Genomic DNA, 15447 nt, shown 5'->3' on the forward strand with positions numbered 1-15447 from the left:
GTTTTGGTGAAGCTTTTTTCAGAAAGCTTCGTCATCTGTCACTTTTCTAAAAAAACGACCGCTTCCCGTGCCCGCCTTCCTGAACATTATGTTCAGAACGGGCGGAGCAGGCGGTCGAGATATTCCAGTTCCTCTGGCGGTCGGGTGCGGTCGGCATCGCGGCGGCGCAGTTCCTGCTCGATCTCGCGCGCGCGTTCACGGCTGGCATTGTCGGGCAGGTGGGTATCGTTATCCATGCCGGCATGGGTGCCGCCGCTCTTGCGGCCAAGCGGGTCACGATCGCCCTTGTCACCGGCCTGCTGCTGTTCGTCATCCTCATCATCCGGGTCGCCGGACTGGTTGCCGCCACTGCCGTGTGAACCCTTGCCCTTGCCGTTATCAGACAGCATGGGCAGCAGCACGCTTACGGTGCCCTTGCTGCTCTGGCTGCGCATGGACTGGCGCATCTGCTGGTTGCCCTGCTGCAGGTCAGCCAGCACTTTTTTCTCCGCCGCCGCAGCCTCGGGGTCCTTGCCCGCGCCAAGGGCGGCACGCACCGCCTTCATGTCGGTCTGGGCCTTGTCGAGGGCGGGCATGTCCTTGCCCATGGCCTGCTTGAACTCACGCTGGAGCTCATGCAGGGCGCGGGCGAGGGCATGCTGCACGGCGCGGTCGGCATGCTGCTGGGCCGTGCGGGCCTCGGGTGTCAGGCTGGGTGGCGGGGGTGGGCCTGCCTGCGCTGCGGCCGGGGGCATGCCGCCCTGGGGCGTTATGCCAAGCTGGCGCAGAAGATCGGTTGTGGACATGGAGGACAGGTCGCCATCATCCTCATCCATGTCGGTCTGGCGGCTGGCGGCCTCGCGTTCACGCTGGTGCTGGTCCTGGTCAAGGCGCGACTGGGCGTGATCGAGCAGCTGCGACTGGCGGGTGACCAGATCGCGCAGGTCACGGCGCAGTTCGCGGGCCTGCTGGCGGGCCTGCATCTGCTGGGCCAGCTGCATCATGTCCTGCGGGGTGGCGTTGCGGATGCCGTCCGCCATGTCTTCCATCTGCTGGAGTTTCTGCATGGCATCGGCATCGCGGCCCGATGCGGCATCATCCTGCAGTTGCTGCATCATCTGGCCCAGATTTTGCTCGCCCTGCAGGGTCATTTCCGGCATGGCGGGAATGGCGGAATGTTGGCCCAGAGCCTGCATCTTGCGCGCGATTGCATCTTTCAGCGCCTGCATGCGGTGCTGGAGTTCGGCCTGCTGCTGGGCATCCTGCCCCCTGGGGCCCAGTTCGCGCATATGCTCAAGCTGCTGGCGCACGGCTTCCTGCGCGGCCTTTACGCCAAAATCCGCCTGTTCGTTATCAATGTCGCGGCGGTTGTGCTCCACATCAAGGGCCAGAAACCACAGCCGTGCGGTGGCCTGGGCAATGGCGGGCTCATCGCTTACATCGTCGTTGCCCAGCAGGGCGGCGGTGCTGGTCAGGGCCAGCAGCAGGCCGACATGGTGGGTCAGCACGGTATCGGCCTGCCCCAGCCCCACCAGTTCGCGCGCGGCCTGGGCCCGGTTCTCGCGGTGCAGGGCAAGGCGCTTGCGAATATCCAGAATGGCCTTGGCCACCGGGTTATGGAACGCGCGCGCGCCGATGCGCAGCTTGACGGGGGCGGAGGTGGCGGTGGTGCCGCTGTGGCTGGTGGCCACGAGGCGGGCGGTCACGTCCTCGCCCGCCCATGGGTTGTCTGACAGGTCGGGCGTTGCCACGCCATCAGCCGTGCGGGGCTGGCCATTGAGTGGCAGGGGCACGCGCAGGATGTCGTTCGGCCCGTCGGGCATGACCAGTTCGGCGTGCAGGCTGGTAATGCCGTAGGGCTGGGCCACATGGTAGGGCAGGCGCGTGCGCCATTCCCCCTCGCTACTGCCGGGGTTTGGCCCCCAGGCTACATCCGGCAGCGGGTTGGGGGTTACGTGCAGGTTCCATTGCGCCAGCGTGCGCCCCCGGCCACGCAGGCGCAGCGTGCCGCTGGCCAGAAGGGGGGCACTCGCACTCCAGCTTGCCTTGCCCAGCGCGTGAAAGGCATGGGGGCCAATGGCGGGGCCGGACTGGCTGGCCTGCATGTGCAGGGCGGGCGTGCCATCCAGCCCGTTGAGCGTAACACTGAGCACGGCCCCGGCGGGAATGGTGGCGGTGGCATGGGTGGCATCAAGAAAGACCGGGGCGCCGGGCGCGTAATCGGGCAGGGTGATCCAGGCATTGACCTGCGGGGCGGGGGTATCGGCATCATCCGTGCCGGGCAGGAAAGCGGCGGTGATCCGGCTGGCGGCATGGGGGCCGGTCCAGGCCAGCCCTCCGGCCAGCAGTACCGCCAGCACGGGGGCCGCGCGCACCCAGCTCGAGGCGGGCAGGCGCAGATGCGGCCAGCCACCGCGCAGGTGATCGAGGGCCGCCATGGTGCGGTGCAGGTGCAGCTGCCACAGTTCATGCAGGGCGGGCGTGCCGGTATTGGCGGGCCGGTCATGCAGGGTGCGTAGCGGCTGCCCTGTCAGGCCTGAGGCCTGCTCCACACGGCGGTCGGTCTCGGTGGCGGTGGGGGGGCTTACGGCCTGCCACAGCCGCCAGGTGCGCCAGGCAACGGCCCCGCCCAGCCCCAGCAGCGCCAGCGCATGCACGCTGTCGGGCAGGCGCTGAGGTATGCGCGTAAGCCCCAGAAGGGCCACGCCCATGGCTGTGCTGGCGGCAGGCAGCATGAGCGGCCACAGGCGCTCGGCCCACAGGGCGCGCCGGGCCTGACCGCGCGCGCGCGCAAGGCGTTGCGGCAGGTTGCCGCCTGTTCGGATGCTGTCCTGCCCGACGGTCATAGGCCTCCGCCAGCGGGGGTAAGGGTCTGGTCCACCCACTGGGGAACATGGTCGGCGGCCCAGAGTTCCTCAACGGGCTGGCGCGGGCGGATGACAGCCCAGCGATTGCCATCGACCATCACCTGCGCCGCCAGCGGGCGGTCGTTATAGGTGGAGCTCATCACCATGCCATAGGCGCCGCAATCCAGCAGGGCCACGCGTGCACCTGCCTGCAGGCAAGGCAGGGTGCGGTCGTGGCCGAAGGTATCGCCACTTTCGCATACGGGACCGACCACATGCACCGTCTCGACCGGGGCTGTCGCATCTTGCGCGGCAAGCGGCAGGATGCCGTGCCATGCATCATACAGGCTGGGGCGCATGAGGTCGTTCATCGCCGCATCGAGCACCAGGAAGGGGGGCATGCCGTCATAGCCGCGCTTGCGCAGGATGACGGTGCTCAGCAGCACGCCCGCGGGCCCGGCCAGCCAGCGCCCCGGCTCAATGGCAAGGCGCGTGCCCAGCCCGCCGAGTTCGGCTTGAATGACTGCAGCCAGCGCTTCGGGCGCGCCTTCGGTTTCATCGCGGTAGGAAATGCCAAGCCCCCCGCCGCAGTCAAGCGCGTCGACCACCAGCCCGCGCGCGCGGATGGCCTGCACGAGTGCAGCCAGCCGGGCATAAGCAGCGCGGTAAGGCTGCATGCGCACGATCTGGCTGCCAATATGCATGGCCAGCCCCACGGGGCGGATGCCGGGGAGTTCGGCTGCGTGGGCATAGAGTTCAACCGCGCGGTTGAACGGAATGCCGAATTTGTTGTTGGCAAGCCCGGTAGTGATCTTGGCATGCGTTCCCGCATCGACATCGGGGTTGATGCGCAGGGCAATGGCTGCCTCGAGCCCTTCGGCCTGCGCCGTGGCGGAGAGGAGTTCGAGTTCCTCCGCACTTTCCACATTGATCTGCAGAATGCCCGCGTGCAGCGCCAGCCGCATTTCGTCAGCGGTCTTGCCCACGCCCGAGAACACGATTTTGCCTGCCGGGATGCCCGCCGCCATGGCGCGGCGCAGTTCGCCGCCGCTGACCACGTCGGCCCCCGCACCCTCAGCCGCCAGCACGCGCAGCACGGCCAGATGGTCGTTGGCCTTGACCGCGAAATGGATGGAAACCGGGCGGCCCGTCGCACCAAAGGCATTGGCCAGCCTGCGGTAGCGCGCGCGCAGCGTGCCAGCGCTCATGACCCATGTGGGCGTGCCCAGCGCATCGGCTATGGCGTTGAGCGGCACGTCCTCGAGCACGAGCCCGTCCATGGCGTGCATTGACAGCGCGGGACGGACGGCCAGAAGGTCGGCGACGGAAGGGTCCTGTCCGCGACAGGGGAGGGGAGTATCAGCCATGATGCCTGCACGATACCGCCTTGCCGCATCCCTTCCAAGGTGGTTGACGCAGGAAAGAACACGAAGGACAGCTCCATCATGAATCACGACCCCGTGGCACGGGCGGCAATGGCCGTGCGCGCCCATGCCTACGCGCCCTATTCCCGCTTTCAGGTGGGGGCTGCGGTCGAGACCGCGGATGGCCGGGTTTTTGCCGGCTGCAATGTTGAAAACGCGGCCTACCCCGAGGGAACCTGCGCCGAGGCAGGCGCCATTGCGGCCATGGTGGCGGCGGGCGGGCGCCTCATCCGGCGCGTGGTGGTGTGTGGCGGCACGGGGGCAGCCTGCACGCCATGCGGGGGCTGCCGCCAGAAGATAAGGGAATTCGCACCCCCCGAGGCCGAGATCACCATGATCTCGCCCCAAGGCATGGTGCTGGTGGTTCATACGCTGGCCGACCTGCTGCCCGACAGTTTCGGGCCGGGCAACCTGGCCTGACCGGCGCGTGCCCTAGCGGTCCTTGTCGGGGTAATTGTTGTAGATGGCCTTGCTGGGACTGTGCGGGTTGCCAATGCGCCCGCAGGCGCCAAGCGTGGCACTTATGGCCGCCAGCATGGCGAGCGTGAGCATGAAGCGGGGCGCGCCCCGGCGCAGGATGGTCAGCGTGTTCATTTCTGTGCTCCCAGTGTGTCAAGCCAGCGCGTGGCCTGTGCGCGCACGTTATCGGCCGCCGTGCCGCCGAGGCTGGTGCGCGAGGCGATGGAGGAATCGACGCTCAGCACCGAGAAGATGTCCTGCGTGATGCCTGCTTCCTCTTCCTGCATTTCCGCAAGGCTCAGCTCGGCCAGGCCCACGCCTTTCGCTTCCGCCTTGCCCACGAGGCGGCCGGTCACGTGGTGCGCGGTGCGGAAGGGCACCTTGAGCACGCGCACCAGCCAGTCGGCCAGGTCGGTCGCGGTGGAGAAGCCGGACCCGGCATAGGCGCGCATCTGCGCCTCATTGACCGTGAGGTCGCGCACCATGCCATCCATGGCGGCAAGGCACAGGGTGGCGGCATCGGTGGCGGCGAAGACGGGTTCCTTGTCTTCCTGCATGTCCTTGGCATAGGCCAGCGGCAGGCCCTTCATGACCGTAAGCAGGCCCACCAGCGCGCCGGTAATGCGCCCGCCCTTGGCGCGCACCAGCTCGGCGGCGTCCGGGTTGCGCTTTTGCGGCATGATGGACGAGCCGGTGGTGAACGCATCCGACAGGCGGATGAACGAGAAGGGGGCCGAGCACCAGATCACGATTTCTTCCGCCAGGCGTGAGAGGTGCATCGCCATGATGGACAGGGCCGAGAGATATTCCAGCGCGAAATCGCGGTCCGACACGGCATCGAGCGAGTTGGCGGTGGGCCGGTCGAAGCCCAGCGCATGGGCCGTCATCTCGCGGTCGATGGGGAAGGACGTGCCCGCAAGCGCTGCCGAGCCGAGCGGGGATTCGTTGAGCCTGCGCCGGGCATCGCTCAGGCGGCCCCGGTCGCGCGCCAGCATCTCGACATAGGCCATGAGGTGGTGGCCGAAGGTCACGGGCTGGGCGGTCTGCAGGTGGGTGAATCCGGGCATGGGGGTCGCCGCATGCTCAAGCGCGCGACGGGCGAGTGCCCGCATGAGGGCTGCTGCCTGCTGCTCCAGCCCGTCAATCGCATCGCGCACCCACAGGCGGAAATCAGTCGCCACCTGGTCGTTGCGCGAGCGCGCGGTGTGCAGGCGCTTGCCCGCCTCGCCAATGCGATCGGACAGGCGGGCCTCGATATTCATGTGAATATCTTCAAGGGCGGTGCTGAACTCGAACGTGCCCGCCGCGATCTCGCGGCCGATCTGGTCCAGCCCCTCGGTAATGGCTTTGGCGTCCTCGCCGGAAATGATGCCGGTTTTCGCGAGCATGGCGGCATGGGCCTTTGATCCCGCGATGTCCTGCCGCCACAGTGCTTTGTCAAAGCCGATCGAGGCATTGATGTCCTGCATGATGGCCGCAGGCCCCCCGGCAAAGCGCCCGCCCCATTGTGCGTTCGCCTTGTGCGCGTCCTGATCCGTCAGCGTTTTTGCGTTCCCCGGCATCCTGTGTTCCAGCTACCCCAAGTGTGAAAAGGATTATGGCGCGCCTTCATGGCTCAATGCCATTGCGCGCAGCGCACCCTACCGGCGCGGCGCGGCAGATACAATCATGGCGCGCCGCAATCCTGCGCGGGGGGAGGGGCTGGCGCGGGGCGGGGTTGTGGCGTGCTGGCCCGGCAGGGTCTTTCACTTGGCGGGCCGGGGCTGTAATGTCGGCACCCAACCCGCCCATGGCAGAGGACGTTACGCCACAATGCACCATGCAGCCCTTGCGCAGGAGCCGTCACGTTTGCTGACCCCGGCCGACCCGGCGCCGGTCATCCAGTTCGGCCCGTCGGCGCTTGATGGCGTGGCCACGGCAGGGGGGCTGCCCTTCGTGCTGGTCAGCGACCATGCGGGCCGGGCCATTCCCGCCGCATTGGGCGACATGGGGGTGAGTGCCGCAGACCGGGCGCGCCATATCGCCTGTGACCTGGGCATGGCCGAAACCGGGCGCCTGCTGGCCGAAAAGCTGGGCTGCGTGCTGATCGAGCAGGCCTATTCCCGCCTCGTGATCGACTGCAACCGCGCGCCGGGGCACCCCTCATCCATCGTGCGCGAAAGCGACGGCACGCTTGTGCCCGCCAATGCCGATCTCAGCGCCGATGCGGAAGGCTGGCGTGTGGAGGAAATTTTCCTGCCCTATCACCAGAAGATCCGTGGCGAGATTTCCACGCGGCTCGAGGCTGGCCTGCCCGTGGTGCTGGTCTCGCTGCACAGCTTTACCGATTGCATGAACGGCCAGGCGCGACCGTGGCATACGGGCGTGCTGCACAATCGCAACCCCGCCTTTGGCCTGCGCGTGCGCGACCTGCTGGCAGCGGAAGACGGGCTGGTGGTGGGCAGCAACGAGCCCTATGCGCTGACGGATGTGAATGACTACACCGTGCCGGTCCATGCCGAAGGGCGCGGCCTGCCGTATCTGGAAATCGAGATCAGGCAGGACCTGATCGCAACCCCGCAGGGGCAGGCCGAATGGGCCGCGCGGCTTGAGCGCATCCTGCCCCGGGCCTGGGAAGAATACCGCCACTGAGCAGGAACATGCCGTTCATGAACAACACGATGGAACGCAGCCCCCGTATTGACGGGCACACCGGGCTTGCAGGAGTGATCGGCTGGCCGGTGGCGCATTCACGCTCGCCGCTCATGCATAATTTCTGGCTGGCGCAGGGTGGCATCAACGGCGCCTACGTGCCGCTGCCCGTGCGGCCCGGCGCGTTTGATACGGCGGTCAGGGGATTGCAGGCCGCAGGCTTCAGGGGGGTGAACGTGACCATCCCGCACAAGGAATCCGCCTATCGCATCGTTGACCGTCTTGACCGCTCGGCCCGGCGTTCAGGCTCGGTCAATACGCTGGTCTTTGCCGCTGATGGCCAGATCGAGGGCTATTCCACCGATGGTGACGGCTTCGTTGCCAATGTCGAGGCGCATGGTGTTGCGGTGCGCGGCGGCCGCGCCCTTTTGCTCGGCGCGGGCGGGGCCGCGCGCGCCATTGCCGCAAGCCTGCTCGACCGGGGCGTGCAGGTTGTCATTGCCAACCGCACCCGCGCCCGCGCCGAGGCCCTGGCAGCCCTGCTTGAGGGAATCGAGGTGATTGACTGGGCGCGGGCCGGTGAGGCGCTGGCGGGCTGCACGCTGCTGGTCAACACCACCTCGATCGGGATGGAAGGGGCCGATGACGCCGCTTTCCCGCTCGATCTGGCGCAGGCCGATGCCGGGCTTGTGGTGTGTGACATTGTGTACGTGCCGCGCCAGACCGGCCTGCTGCGCCTTGCCGCACGCCACGGCCTGCGCACGGTTGATGGGCTGGGCATGCTGATCCATCAGGCCGGGCTGGGGTTTGAAAAATGGTTTGGCGCGAAGCCTGCCATCGGCCCGGAGGTCGAAGCCCTGCTTGATGCCGACCTGCGCGCGGCCCACGCAGGCGGCTGAACGCCATGCGGGTGCTCGGCCTTACGGGCGGGATCGGCATGGGCAAGTCCACCATGGCGGCCCTGCTGCGCCGTGCGGGCCTGCGCGTGTTCGATGCCGATGCCACGGTGCGCGCGCTTCAGGCCCCGCACGGTCGCGCGCTGCCCGCCATTGAAAAGCTGGTACACGGCTGCGTGCGCGATGGCGTGCTCGACCGCGCGGCGCTGCGGCGCGCGGCGCTGGCCGAGCCTGCCATCATGCGCGGGCTTGAGGGTATCATGCACCCTCTGGTGCGGGCCGCGCGCACGCGCTTCCTTGAGCGGGCGCGGCGTGATGGGTGCCGGTGGGTGGTGCTTGATATTCCGCTCCTGTTCGAGACCGGGGCCGAGCGGATCTGTGACAGGGTGGTGGTGGTGAGCGCGCCCGCCCCCATCCAGCGCGCGCGCGTGCTGAGGCGTGGCACCATGACGCCCGCGCAGCTTGATGCCGTTCTGGCCCGCCAGATGCCCGATGCCGCCCGGCGGCGCAGGGCCGATATCGTCATTCAAACCGGGCTGTCGCGGCATGGCACGCTGCGGCAGGTCAGGCGCCTGCTGCGCGCCATGCACGCCGCCAGCCCCGCCGCATGGGCGGCCCATAAAGGAAAGCCCGCATGAAACGCTCCATCCTGTTTGATACGGAAACCACGGGGCTCGACCCGCTCAAGGGCGACCGCGTGATTGAAATCGCGGCGCTGGAACTGATGGGCGACCTGCCCACGGGCAATAATTTCCATGTGCTGATCGACCCCGAGCGCGACGTGCCCGAGGAGGCATCCCGCGTGCATGGCTTTACCTATGCCGACCTTGAGGGAAAGCCGAAATTTGCCGAGATTGCCCCCGGTTTCCTCGAATTCGTGGGCAGTGACCCGCTGGTCGCGCATAATGCGCGCTTCGACTTCGGTTTCCTGAACGCGGAACTCGCCCGCGCCCGCCTGCCTGAACTTGATATGGGCCGCATGGTCGATACGCTGGACATGGCGCGCGAACGCTTTCCCGGCATGCCCAACAGCCTTGATGCGCTGTGCCGCCGCTTTGGCATCGACCTCTCCGCCCGCACCACCCATAACGCCCTGCTCGACTGCAAGCTGCTCGCCGAGGTCTATCTTGAACTGACCGGCGGCCGCCAGCGCGGGCTTGGCCTTTCGGTGGCCGAAGGGGGGGGCGGCATTGCCACCTATACCTACGCACGGCCAGCAGGGCATGTGACCGTGCGCGTGCGCCCCGACACAGCGGAAATCGAGGCCCACCAGGCCTTCGTCGCCGCCCTGGCCGACCCCGTGTGGCTGAGCTGAATAGGCGGTATGTAACAAAGGGAGTGGCCGTTCGGGCGGCTTTGGTCTAGGCTTGCCCTTCCACCGGCCCTGATGTGTTGAACAGGAAGAGAGCATTGTCCACGGACGAGATTGTCGATCCCACGATTGCCCCTTCCGATCAGGTCAAGCGTTTCCTGCTGCATGTGGGCGTGCCCGTCGGGTGCGTGGTGGGCATCATTGCCATCATCGCAGGCTTTGGCTGGCATTCCTACCGCACGGTGCGCACCGGCGCCCTTGCCCTGACGCATGAACTGCTGGTCAGCCAGCAGGATTACATCGCCAAGGAAGTCAATTCCTTCCTCGCCCCGGCATCGTCCGGCAGCGTGGTGGCGCGTGACATGCTCGAACATGGCGCGCCCGCGGTGGAACAGAAGATCTTCATGGGCTACAGCAGCACCATGCTGCGCAACGTGCCGCAGATCCAGTCCTTCTACATCGCTGATGGCGATGGCAATTTCAGCACGCTCGAACATGGCGAGAACGAGCAGGAAGTGGCCCTGACCACCCTGGTCAGGGAGGCGAACAAGCCGTCCGTCTTCACCCATGAACTGCGTGACGCCAATGGCAAGGTGCTCAGGCAGTGGCAGACCCCCGGCGGCAGCTACGACCCGCGCGGCCATGCCTGGTTTGCCGATACGGTCAAGGCGGGCCAGTTGCACTGGACCCATCCCTATATCGTGGAAGTGACGCGGCAGCTGACGCTTACGGCAGCCATTCCCTATAAGGGGCAGGATGACAAGACCTATGTCTATGCCATCAACATGTCGCTGGCGCATCTGAACAAATTCCTCAATTCCCTGCGCATTGGTGAAAGCGGCAACGCCATCCTGATGGATCGCGACGGGCATGTGCTGGCAGGCCACGGCATGCAGGAGGCCGAGGCCGCCGCAGGTGGCGACCCCGACAGGATGAAGCTCGACCCGAATCACTTTCCGGTCATGACCAAGGCGTTTGATGAATATCGCGTTCATGGCGATGGGGCGCGCACGGTCCGTGTAAAAGGCAAGAACTACGTCACCATCACGGCCAACCTGCCGGTTGGCACCGATAGCTGGGTGCTGCTGCTCGTGGCGCCGGAAGATGACTTCTCACAGTTCGCCATGGCGGATGGGCGGCAGAACCTGCTCTTTACCGTGCTGGTCGTGATTCTGGCCTCGGGGCTGGGCCTGCTTTTGTTCCTGCAGGCGCGCCGGGCCGACCACATGCGCGCGCAGATTGCCAGGTCCCGCGCCGTGGCCACATACGAGAGCCATGCCCTGCAATCGGTCGCGACCTACCCGGACCTGTTCAACCCCGAAGATAACGCCCTGCTGCTGACCGAGACCCTGGCCGACCAGTCCCATGCCCGCCGGGCCGCCATCTGGCGTATCCTGCATGACGGGCATACGCTGATGTGCATCGATTCCTACGACAGGCAGCAGGATGTGCATTCCGGTGGCTTCGAGATGGCCACCACGGACCTCAAGACCTTTTTCGATGCCGTCTCGCATGGTGATGTGCTGACAACGGAGAATGCGGCGGCCGATGAGCGGGTCGGGGCGTTCTACCGCATCTACATGCGCTCGTTTGGCAGCCGGGCGCTGTTCTGCAGCCCCATTCTGGGCAGCAGCGGCCCGGTCGGCGTCATCACGCTTGAGGATGCGCCACGGGCGGGGATTGTCTCCCATTTCGTGGAGATGATGGCAGGCGTTACGGCGGCACGCTTCTCCGCCCAGCATTACACGGCGGTGGCCGCCGCGCGCGAGGAACTGGAATCCGAGCCTTCGCCCGATGAAGTGCCGCATGATCCCAGCCAGGGCTTCCTGCTGGCGCCCGGCAGCCTGGGCATGAACGGCCAGCCCTCGGCGCAGGACCTGGCCAATATGGAAGGGTTCTTCCCTGCCGTGGCCATCATGGTCATCAGCCTGTCGGACATGGTCATGACAGCCCAGAACGACCCGATGGCCAACCTCAAGCTGATCGATTCAATGGCGGGCATGCTGCAGGACATCGCCCGTCAGTGTGGGCTGTTCTCCATCCGCATGCTTGGCCACCGCGTGGTGTGCGTGGCGGGCTGCTCGCACACGCCCGACAAGGGAGCAGTCTTCCGCATGGCCAATGCGGCGCTGATGATGCGTGAAAACACGCTGGCCGTCCTGGCCAAGGAAGACCTCGACCCCGTCTTCCGCATCGGCATTGATGTCGGCCCCGTCTTTGGCGGCATGCTCGGCAACGCGCCGCAGGCCTTCAACCTGTGGGGCGATGCCATGGGCATGGCCGAGATGATGGCGCAGGGCGCGCCCGATGTCGGCACCATTCAGGTGACGGAGGACGTCTATCACCAGCTGCGCCAGAACTTCCTGTTCCGTGAGCGCGGGCGCTTCTTCATTCCCGGCGCGGGGCTGACGCGCACCTATGTGCTGGCCGGGCGGCGATGACACAAAACGCTCCCCCGCCGCCCGAGCAGCAGGCATCAAGCGTGCTGGCCCAGATGGCCCCGCCAGAGGAGAGCGGAGATACGGGCCGTTTCGCTACGCTGGTCGGGCGTTTCGCGCCCTGGCTTGCGGCACTGGGGCGGTTGACGCGCCACCAGGTCCGCTTCACGCTCCTGCTGATCGGGGCGGGGTGGGGCACGCTGCGCGAGAGCCTGCGCCCCAATTCATGGCGCCGGCCGGTCATCTATGAATTCCGCGCCACCTTGCGGCAGGTGATTGGCGGCGGCTTCCTGAGCATTGTCATTACCGCAACCCTCGCGGGCCTGATGGTCGTGTCGCAGGCGGCGTACTGGCTGGGCTATGCCGGCATGGCGCAGATGACGGGTTCGATCCTGGTATCGGTGCTGGTGCGTGAAATCGCGCCCATTCTCGTGGGCATCATCCTGATGGGCCGCAGTGGCATGCTGTCGCTGACCGAGATCGGCATGATGGTGCTTGGCGGCGAGGTGCGCGGCCTGCAGGCGCGTGGCATCGACCCCTTCCTGGCGCTGGTCATGCCGCGCACCTTCGCCTTTACGGTGGGTGGCTTTACGCTGGGCATGATCTTCGCGGTCGTGTCGCTGCTCATGGGGTTTGTGGTGGCGCATGCCAGCGGGGCGATCACCTCCTCGGTCTGGACGTTCTTCTTCAACGTGCTGGCTGCCATGACCACGTGGGATTACCTCATCATCCCGCTCAAATTCGTGCTTGTCGGTTTCTTCGTCGGGCTGGGGGCGTGCATTTCGGGGCTGACCGTCAGCAGCAACGATACGATGGCCACCATCATGCCGCGCGGCTTCGCCCGCGGGATCATGCTGGTGCTGGTGGTCAATATCCTCTTCATGCTGGATTTCTGACCATGGCAGCAAACGCGCCCCTGCTGGAACTACGCGACGCCGTGCCCTCGTTCGAGGAAAGCGGCCTCATGCCCGCGCCCTACAACCTGCGCATCATGCCGGGTGAATGCGCGGTGATCGACTGCCGTGACTTCGAGCGCGCCGCCATGTTCGCTGATCTGTGCACGGGCATGATCCCGCTCACGCAGGGCAGCATCAAGTTCATGGGGCTGGACTGGAGCACGCTGTATGACCGGCAGCTCAACGCGCTGCGCGGGCGTATTGGCCGCATCTCGCGCCATGGTAGCTGGCTGAGCCTGTTCGGCACGCATCTCAACATCATGCTGCCGCACCTGTACCATACGACAGACCCGTTCGAGCACGTGGTCCGGCGCGCGACCGAGCTTGGGCATACTTTCGGCTTTCCCGGCCTGCCCATTACCGCGCCAGACCGGCTTTCCAGCGCGGATCTGGCGCGGGCGGCCTGCGTGCGGGCCTTCATGGGGCGGCCGGACCTGCTGATACTGGAAGATATCTCGGACATGCTGCCAGAAGAGACGGTCCTGCCGTTTTTTGAAACGATGACCGCCGCGCGCGACCGTGGCTGCGGGGTGCTGTGGTTCGTCCGCTCCTCTGCTGCGTGGCATGCCTATCGCAAGGCGGTGAATATCCACATGCGCCTTCTCGACGAAGGTCTTTTTTCCCTGCGGGTGGTGTAATGGTGCAGAAACAACAGTCAGACGGAATCCGGCAGCTTGTGCGCGTCCGTTACGCCGATGAATGGGTGGGCATCCTCGTTCTGGTCGCCCTTGTCATCCTGTTTGGCGCGGTGATCGAGGCTGGCGTGCTGCGCGACTGGCTCACGCCCGCGGGCAGGCTGCGCATCGTGCTGCCTGAAGACGGGGTGAGCGGCCTTTCCGTTGGCGATGACCTCGAGGTGATGGGCATCCATGCGGGCACGGTGCGCCGCGTGCGCATCAACCCCTCGGGCGGCATGTACGCCGTTGCCGAGATCGACCCCGACATCGAGCCCTATATCCGCCACGACAGCACGGCCATCATCCGCAAGCGCTTCGTGGTGGCGGGGGCGAGCTATATCGACATCTCGCGTGGCGTGGGCGAGAAGCTGGACTGGAGCTACGCCGTGCTCAGCGCCACCAACGCGCCCAACCCGGCTGATACCATTACCCAGACCTTCAGCGATATCCGTGACCGCGTGATCCCGGTTCTTGATAACGCCCAGCACATGATGGCAACGCTCGATGCCACCATTACCGACATGCATGCGGGCAAGGGTTCCATCGGGCGGCTCATGACCAATGATGACCTGATCCGCCAGGCGGAACAGATGATCACCAGCCTTGACGCCACGGTCAGCCAGCTGACCCCGATCGAGAAGCAGCTTGGTACCGTGATGGACAAGGCCAGTGCCTCGATGAGCAACGTGCAGAAGGCGACGGGCGACCTGAGCAATGCAACACCCGCCATCACCAGCAACCTGAAGGATGCCAGCCAGCAGCTTCCGGTCCTTCTGGTGCAGGCCCAGACCACGGCCGCCAGCCTGCAGAAGCTGGTTGACCAGATGCGGGGCATGTGGCTGCTGGGCGGCAGCGGCAACAAGGTGAAGAAAGGCCATGCCCGTCTTCCCGCGCAGAAGGTGCAGCCATGAAGATGAAAAAAAACTATGCGGCACTGGGCCTTGCACTGGGCCTTGCCGCCTGCGGCGGGGCGCAGACCCCCGCCCCCCCGACCGACAGCACCCTGTCGCAGGATATGGATACCGGGCGCGATGCCGTGGGGCTTGACCGCCTTGCGGTGGCCGAACAGCAGTACCGTGCGGCAGGCCAGCGTGCCGTGGCGCGTGATGACGTTACGGCCATAGGTGATGCGGGCTATAATCTGGCCACCGTGCAGCTTGATGAAAATAAGCCGCAGGATGCGCTGGCCACCATTACCTCAACCCGGGCGGCGCTGGCGCTGCGCGGGCAGACGACGGATGATACGGGGCTGGACCTGGTGCAGGCCGGCGCGCTGCACCGGCTGGGCCGCGAGGGGGAAGCCGCGCAACAGGCCGCCCTTGCCGCGGGCGCGCAGGATCCTGACATTGCCGAGAAAGGCCAGTTCATCCGTGGGCTGATTGCCGATGAGAGCGGGGATCGTGCGACACTGGCCTCGGTCGCGGCGTATTTCGAGACGCTGACCGGCAAGCTGCCCGATAGCTGGAGCGCGGATGCCAGGGAGATGGCGGCCCGCAATCTGCTCGCCACCGGCGGCAGCGCCCAGACCGCCTGGCAGGATGCGCTGCAGGCCGCGACCATCCGCCAGACACAGGTGCATTACCGCGACATGGCCCGCGCCCTTGGCGTAGCCGCCCGCGCGGCGACCAGGGCAGGCAATTCACAGGCGGCAGCCCAGCTTTATGCCCGTGCCAGCCAGAGCGCGCGGCAGGCGGGTGATACGACGGCGGCCGACCAGTGGGCCAAACTTGCAGGCACGGCCACGGTGACCGATCCTTTTGCCGTGCCCACCGCGACTTCGGCCACGGGCAAGGGAAAAAGCACGAAATAGCCACTTGATGGCGACCGGG

Annotated in this window: 14 protein-coding genes; 10 read left to right on the plus strand and 4 right to left on the minus strand. The window is 66.4% G+C overall.

Annotation, left to right across the window (positions count from 1 at the left end; translation table 11 throughout):
- Positions 1-92: 92 nt before the first annotated feature.
- Together OQZ28_RS09555 and lysA are read right to left on the minus strand one after the other, a co-directional pair.
- Positions 93-2825, minus strand: coding sequence for a DUF4175 domain-containing protein (locus tag OQZ28_RS09555; RefSeq protein WP_458135951.1), 2733 nt, complete (start codon positions 2823-2825; stop codon positions 93-95).
- A complete protein-coding gene (gene lysA, locus OQZ28_RS09560) occupies positions 2822-4192 on the minus strand; it encodes a diaminopimelate decarboxylase (RefSeq protein WP_458135952.1) in 1371 nt (456 codons plus the stop codon). Before lysA ends, OQZ28_RS09555 begins: the two co-directional genes overlap by 4 nt.
- Before the next feature lie 78 nt (positions 4193-4270).
- Between lysA and cdd the strand changes: the two genes are divergently transcribed.
- On the plus strand, positions 4271-4669 hold the full coding sequence (gene cdd, locus OQZ28_RS09565; protein ID WP_458135953.1) for a cytidine deaminase: 399 nt from the start codon (positions 4271-4273) through the stop codon (positions 4667-4669).
- A 12-nt stretch (positions 4670-4681) separates the two neighbouring features.
- Here cdd and OQZ28_RS09570 read toward each other — a convergent pair whose 3' ends face one another.
- On the minus strand, positions 4682-4843 hold the full coding sequence (locus OQZ28_RS09570; RefSeq protein ID WP_165399143.1) for a hypothetical protein: 162 nt from the start codon (positions 4841-4843) through the stop codon (positions 4682-4684).
- Positions 4840-6270, minus strand: a complete 1431-nt coding sequence (gene argH, locus OQZ28_RS09575) for an argininosuccinate lyase (RefSeq protein WP_458135954.1) — start codon at positions 6268-6270, stop codon at positions 4840-4842. Before argH ends, OQZ28_RS09570 begins: the two co-directional genes overlap by 4 nt.
- Before the next feature lie 250 nt (positions 6271-6520).
- On the opposite strand from argH, the gene OQZ28_RS09580 reads away from it, so the two are divergent.
- The 9 genes from OQZ28_RS09580 to OQZ28_RS09620 all read left to right on the plus strand — a co-directional run bounded on the left by OQZ28_RS09580 (position 6521) and on the right by OQZ28_RS09620 (position 15428).
- Positions 6521-7339: an N-formylglutamate amidohydrolase gene (locus OQZ28_RS09580; protein WP_130731371.1), complete on the plus strand. Its 819-nt coding sequence runs from the start codon at positions 6521-6523 to the stop codon at positions 7337-7339.
- 29 nt (positions 7340-7368) lie between these two features.
- Positions 7369-8238: a shikimate dehydrogenase gene (locus tag OQZ28_RS09585; RefSeq protein ID WP_458135986.1), complete on the plus strand. Its 870-nt coding sequence runs from the start codon at positions 7369-7371 to the stop codon at positions 8236-8238.
- Positions 8239-8243: 5 nt separating this feature from the next.
- Positions 8244-8873, plus strand: coding sequence for a dephospho-CoA kinase (gene coaE / locus OQZ28_RS09590; RefSeq protein ID WP_458135955.1), 630 nt, complete (start codon positions 8244-8246; stop codon positions 8871-8873).
- A complete protein-coding gene (gene dnaQ / locus OQZ28_RS09595) occupies positions 8870-9550 on the plus strand; it encodes a DNA polymerase III subunit epsilon (RefSeq protein WP_458135956.1) in 681 nt (226 codons plus the stop codon). Before coaE ends, dnaQ begins: the two co-directional genes overlap by 4 nt.
- Before the next feature lie 95 nt (positions 9551-9645).
- A complete protein-coding gene (locus OQZ28_RS09600; protein ID WP_130731304.1) occupies positions 9646-11988 on the plus strand; it encodes an adenylate/guanylate cyclase domain-containing protein in 2343 nt (780 codons plus the stop codon).
- Positions 11985-12881 carry an MlaE family ABC transporter permease gene (locus OQZ28_RS09605; RefSeq protein WP_458135957.1) on the plus strand — a complete coding sequence of 299 codons (897 nt, stop codon included), beginning with the start codon at positions 11985-11987 and terminating at the stop codon, positions 12879-12881. The genes OQZ28_RS09600 and OQZ28_RS09605 overlap by 4 nt, the downstream gene beginning before the upstream one ends.
- 2 nt (positions 12882-12883) lie before the next feature.
- On the plus strand, positions 12884-13579 hold the full coding sequence (locus tag OQZ28_RS09610; protein WP_130731302.1) for a P-loop NTPase family protein: 696 nt from the start codon (positions 12884-12886) through the stop codon (positions 13577-13579).
- On the plus strand, positions 13579-14529 hold the full coding sequence (locus OQZ28_RS09615; protein ID WP_130731301.1) for an MlaD family protein: 951 nt from the start codon (positions 13579-13581) through the stop codon (positions 14527-14529). The genes OQZ28_RS09610 and OQZ28_RS09615 overlap by 1 nt, the downstream gene beginning before the upstream one ends.
- Positions 14526-15428 (plus strand): hypothetical protein, encoded by a 903-nt coding sequence (locus OQZ28_RS09620; RefSeq protein ID WP_458135958.1) that lies wholly within the window; start codon positions 14526-14528, stop codon positions 15426-15428. The genes OQZ28_RS09615 and OQZ28_RS09620 overlap by 4 nt, the downstream gene beginning before the upstream one ends.
- The last annotated feature ends 19 nt before the right edge of the window (positions 15429-15447 follow it).

The sequence above is a fragment of the Komagataeibacter sp. NFXK3 genome, from assembly GCF_054182245.1.

What these genes read in the sequence shown, in the direction of transcription:
- coaE (WP_458135955.1), top strand. Translation starts at nt 8,244, where the DNA reads ATGCGGGTGCTCGGCCTTACGGGCGGGATCGGCATGGGCAAGTCCACC.
- OQZ28_RS09620 (WP_458135958.1), top strand. Translation starts at nt 14,526, where the DNA reads ATGAAGATGAAAAAAAACTATGCGGCACTGGGCCTTGCACTGGGCCTT.
- OQZ28_RS09570 (WP_165399143.1), bottom strand. Translation starts at nt 4,843, where the DNA reads ATGAACACGCTGACCATCCTGCGCCGGGGCGCGCCCCGCTTCATGCTC.
- OQZ28_RS09605 (WP_458135957.1), top strand. Translation starts at nt 11,985, where the DNA reads ATGACACAAAACGCTCCCCCGCCGCCCGAGCAGCAGGCATCAAGCGTG.
- OQZ28_RS09580 (WP_130731371.1), top strand. Translation starts at nt 6,521, where the DNA reads ATGCACCATGCAGCCCTTGCGCAGGAGCCGTCACGTTTGCTGACCCCG.
- dnaQ (WP_458135956.1), top strand. Translation starts at nt 8,870, where the DNA reads ATGAAACGCTCCATCCTGTTTGATACGGAAACCACGGGGCTCGACCCG.
- argH (WP_458135954.1), bottom strand. Translation starts at nt 6,270, where the DNA reads ATGCCGGGGAACGCAAAAACGCTGACGGATCAGGACGCGCACAAGGCG.
- OQZ28_RS09585 (WP_458135986.1), top strand. Translation starts at nt 7,369, where the DNA reads ATGGAACGCAGCCCCCGTATTGACGGGCACACCGGGCTTGCAGGAGTG.
- OQZ28_RS09555 (WP_458135951.1), bottom strand. Translation starts at nt 2,825, where the DNA reads ATGACCGTCGGGCAGGACAGCATCCGAACAGGCGGCAACCTGCCGCAA.
- cdd (WP_458135953.1), top strand. Translation starts at nt 4,271, where the DNA reads ATGAATCACGACCCCGTGGCACGGGCGGCAATGGCCGTGCGCGCCCAT.
- lysA (WP_458135952.1), bottom strand. Translation starts at nt 4,192, where the DNA reads ATGGCTGATACTCCCCTCCCCTGTCGCGGACAGGACCCTTCCGTCGCC.
- OQZ28_RS09610 (WP_130731302.1), top strand. Translation starts at nt 12,884, where the DNA reads ATGGCAGCAAACGCGCCCCTGCTGGAACTACGCGACGCCGTGCCCTCG.
- OQZ28_RS09615 (WP_130731301.1), top strand. Translation starts at nt 13,579, where the DNA reads ATGGTGCAGAAACAACAGTCAGACGGAATCCGGCAGCTTGTGCGCGTC.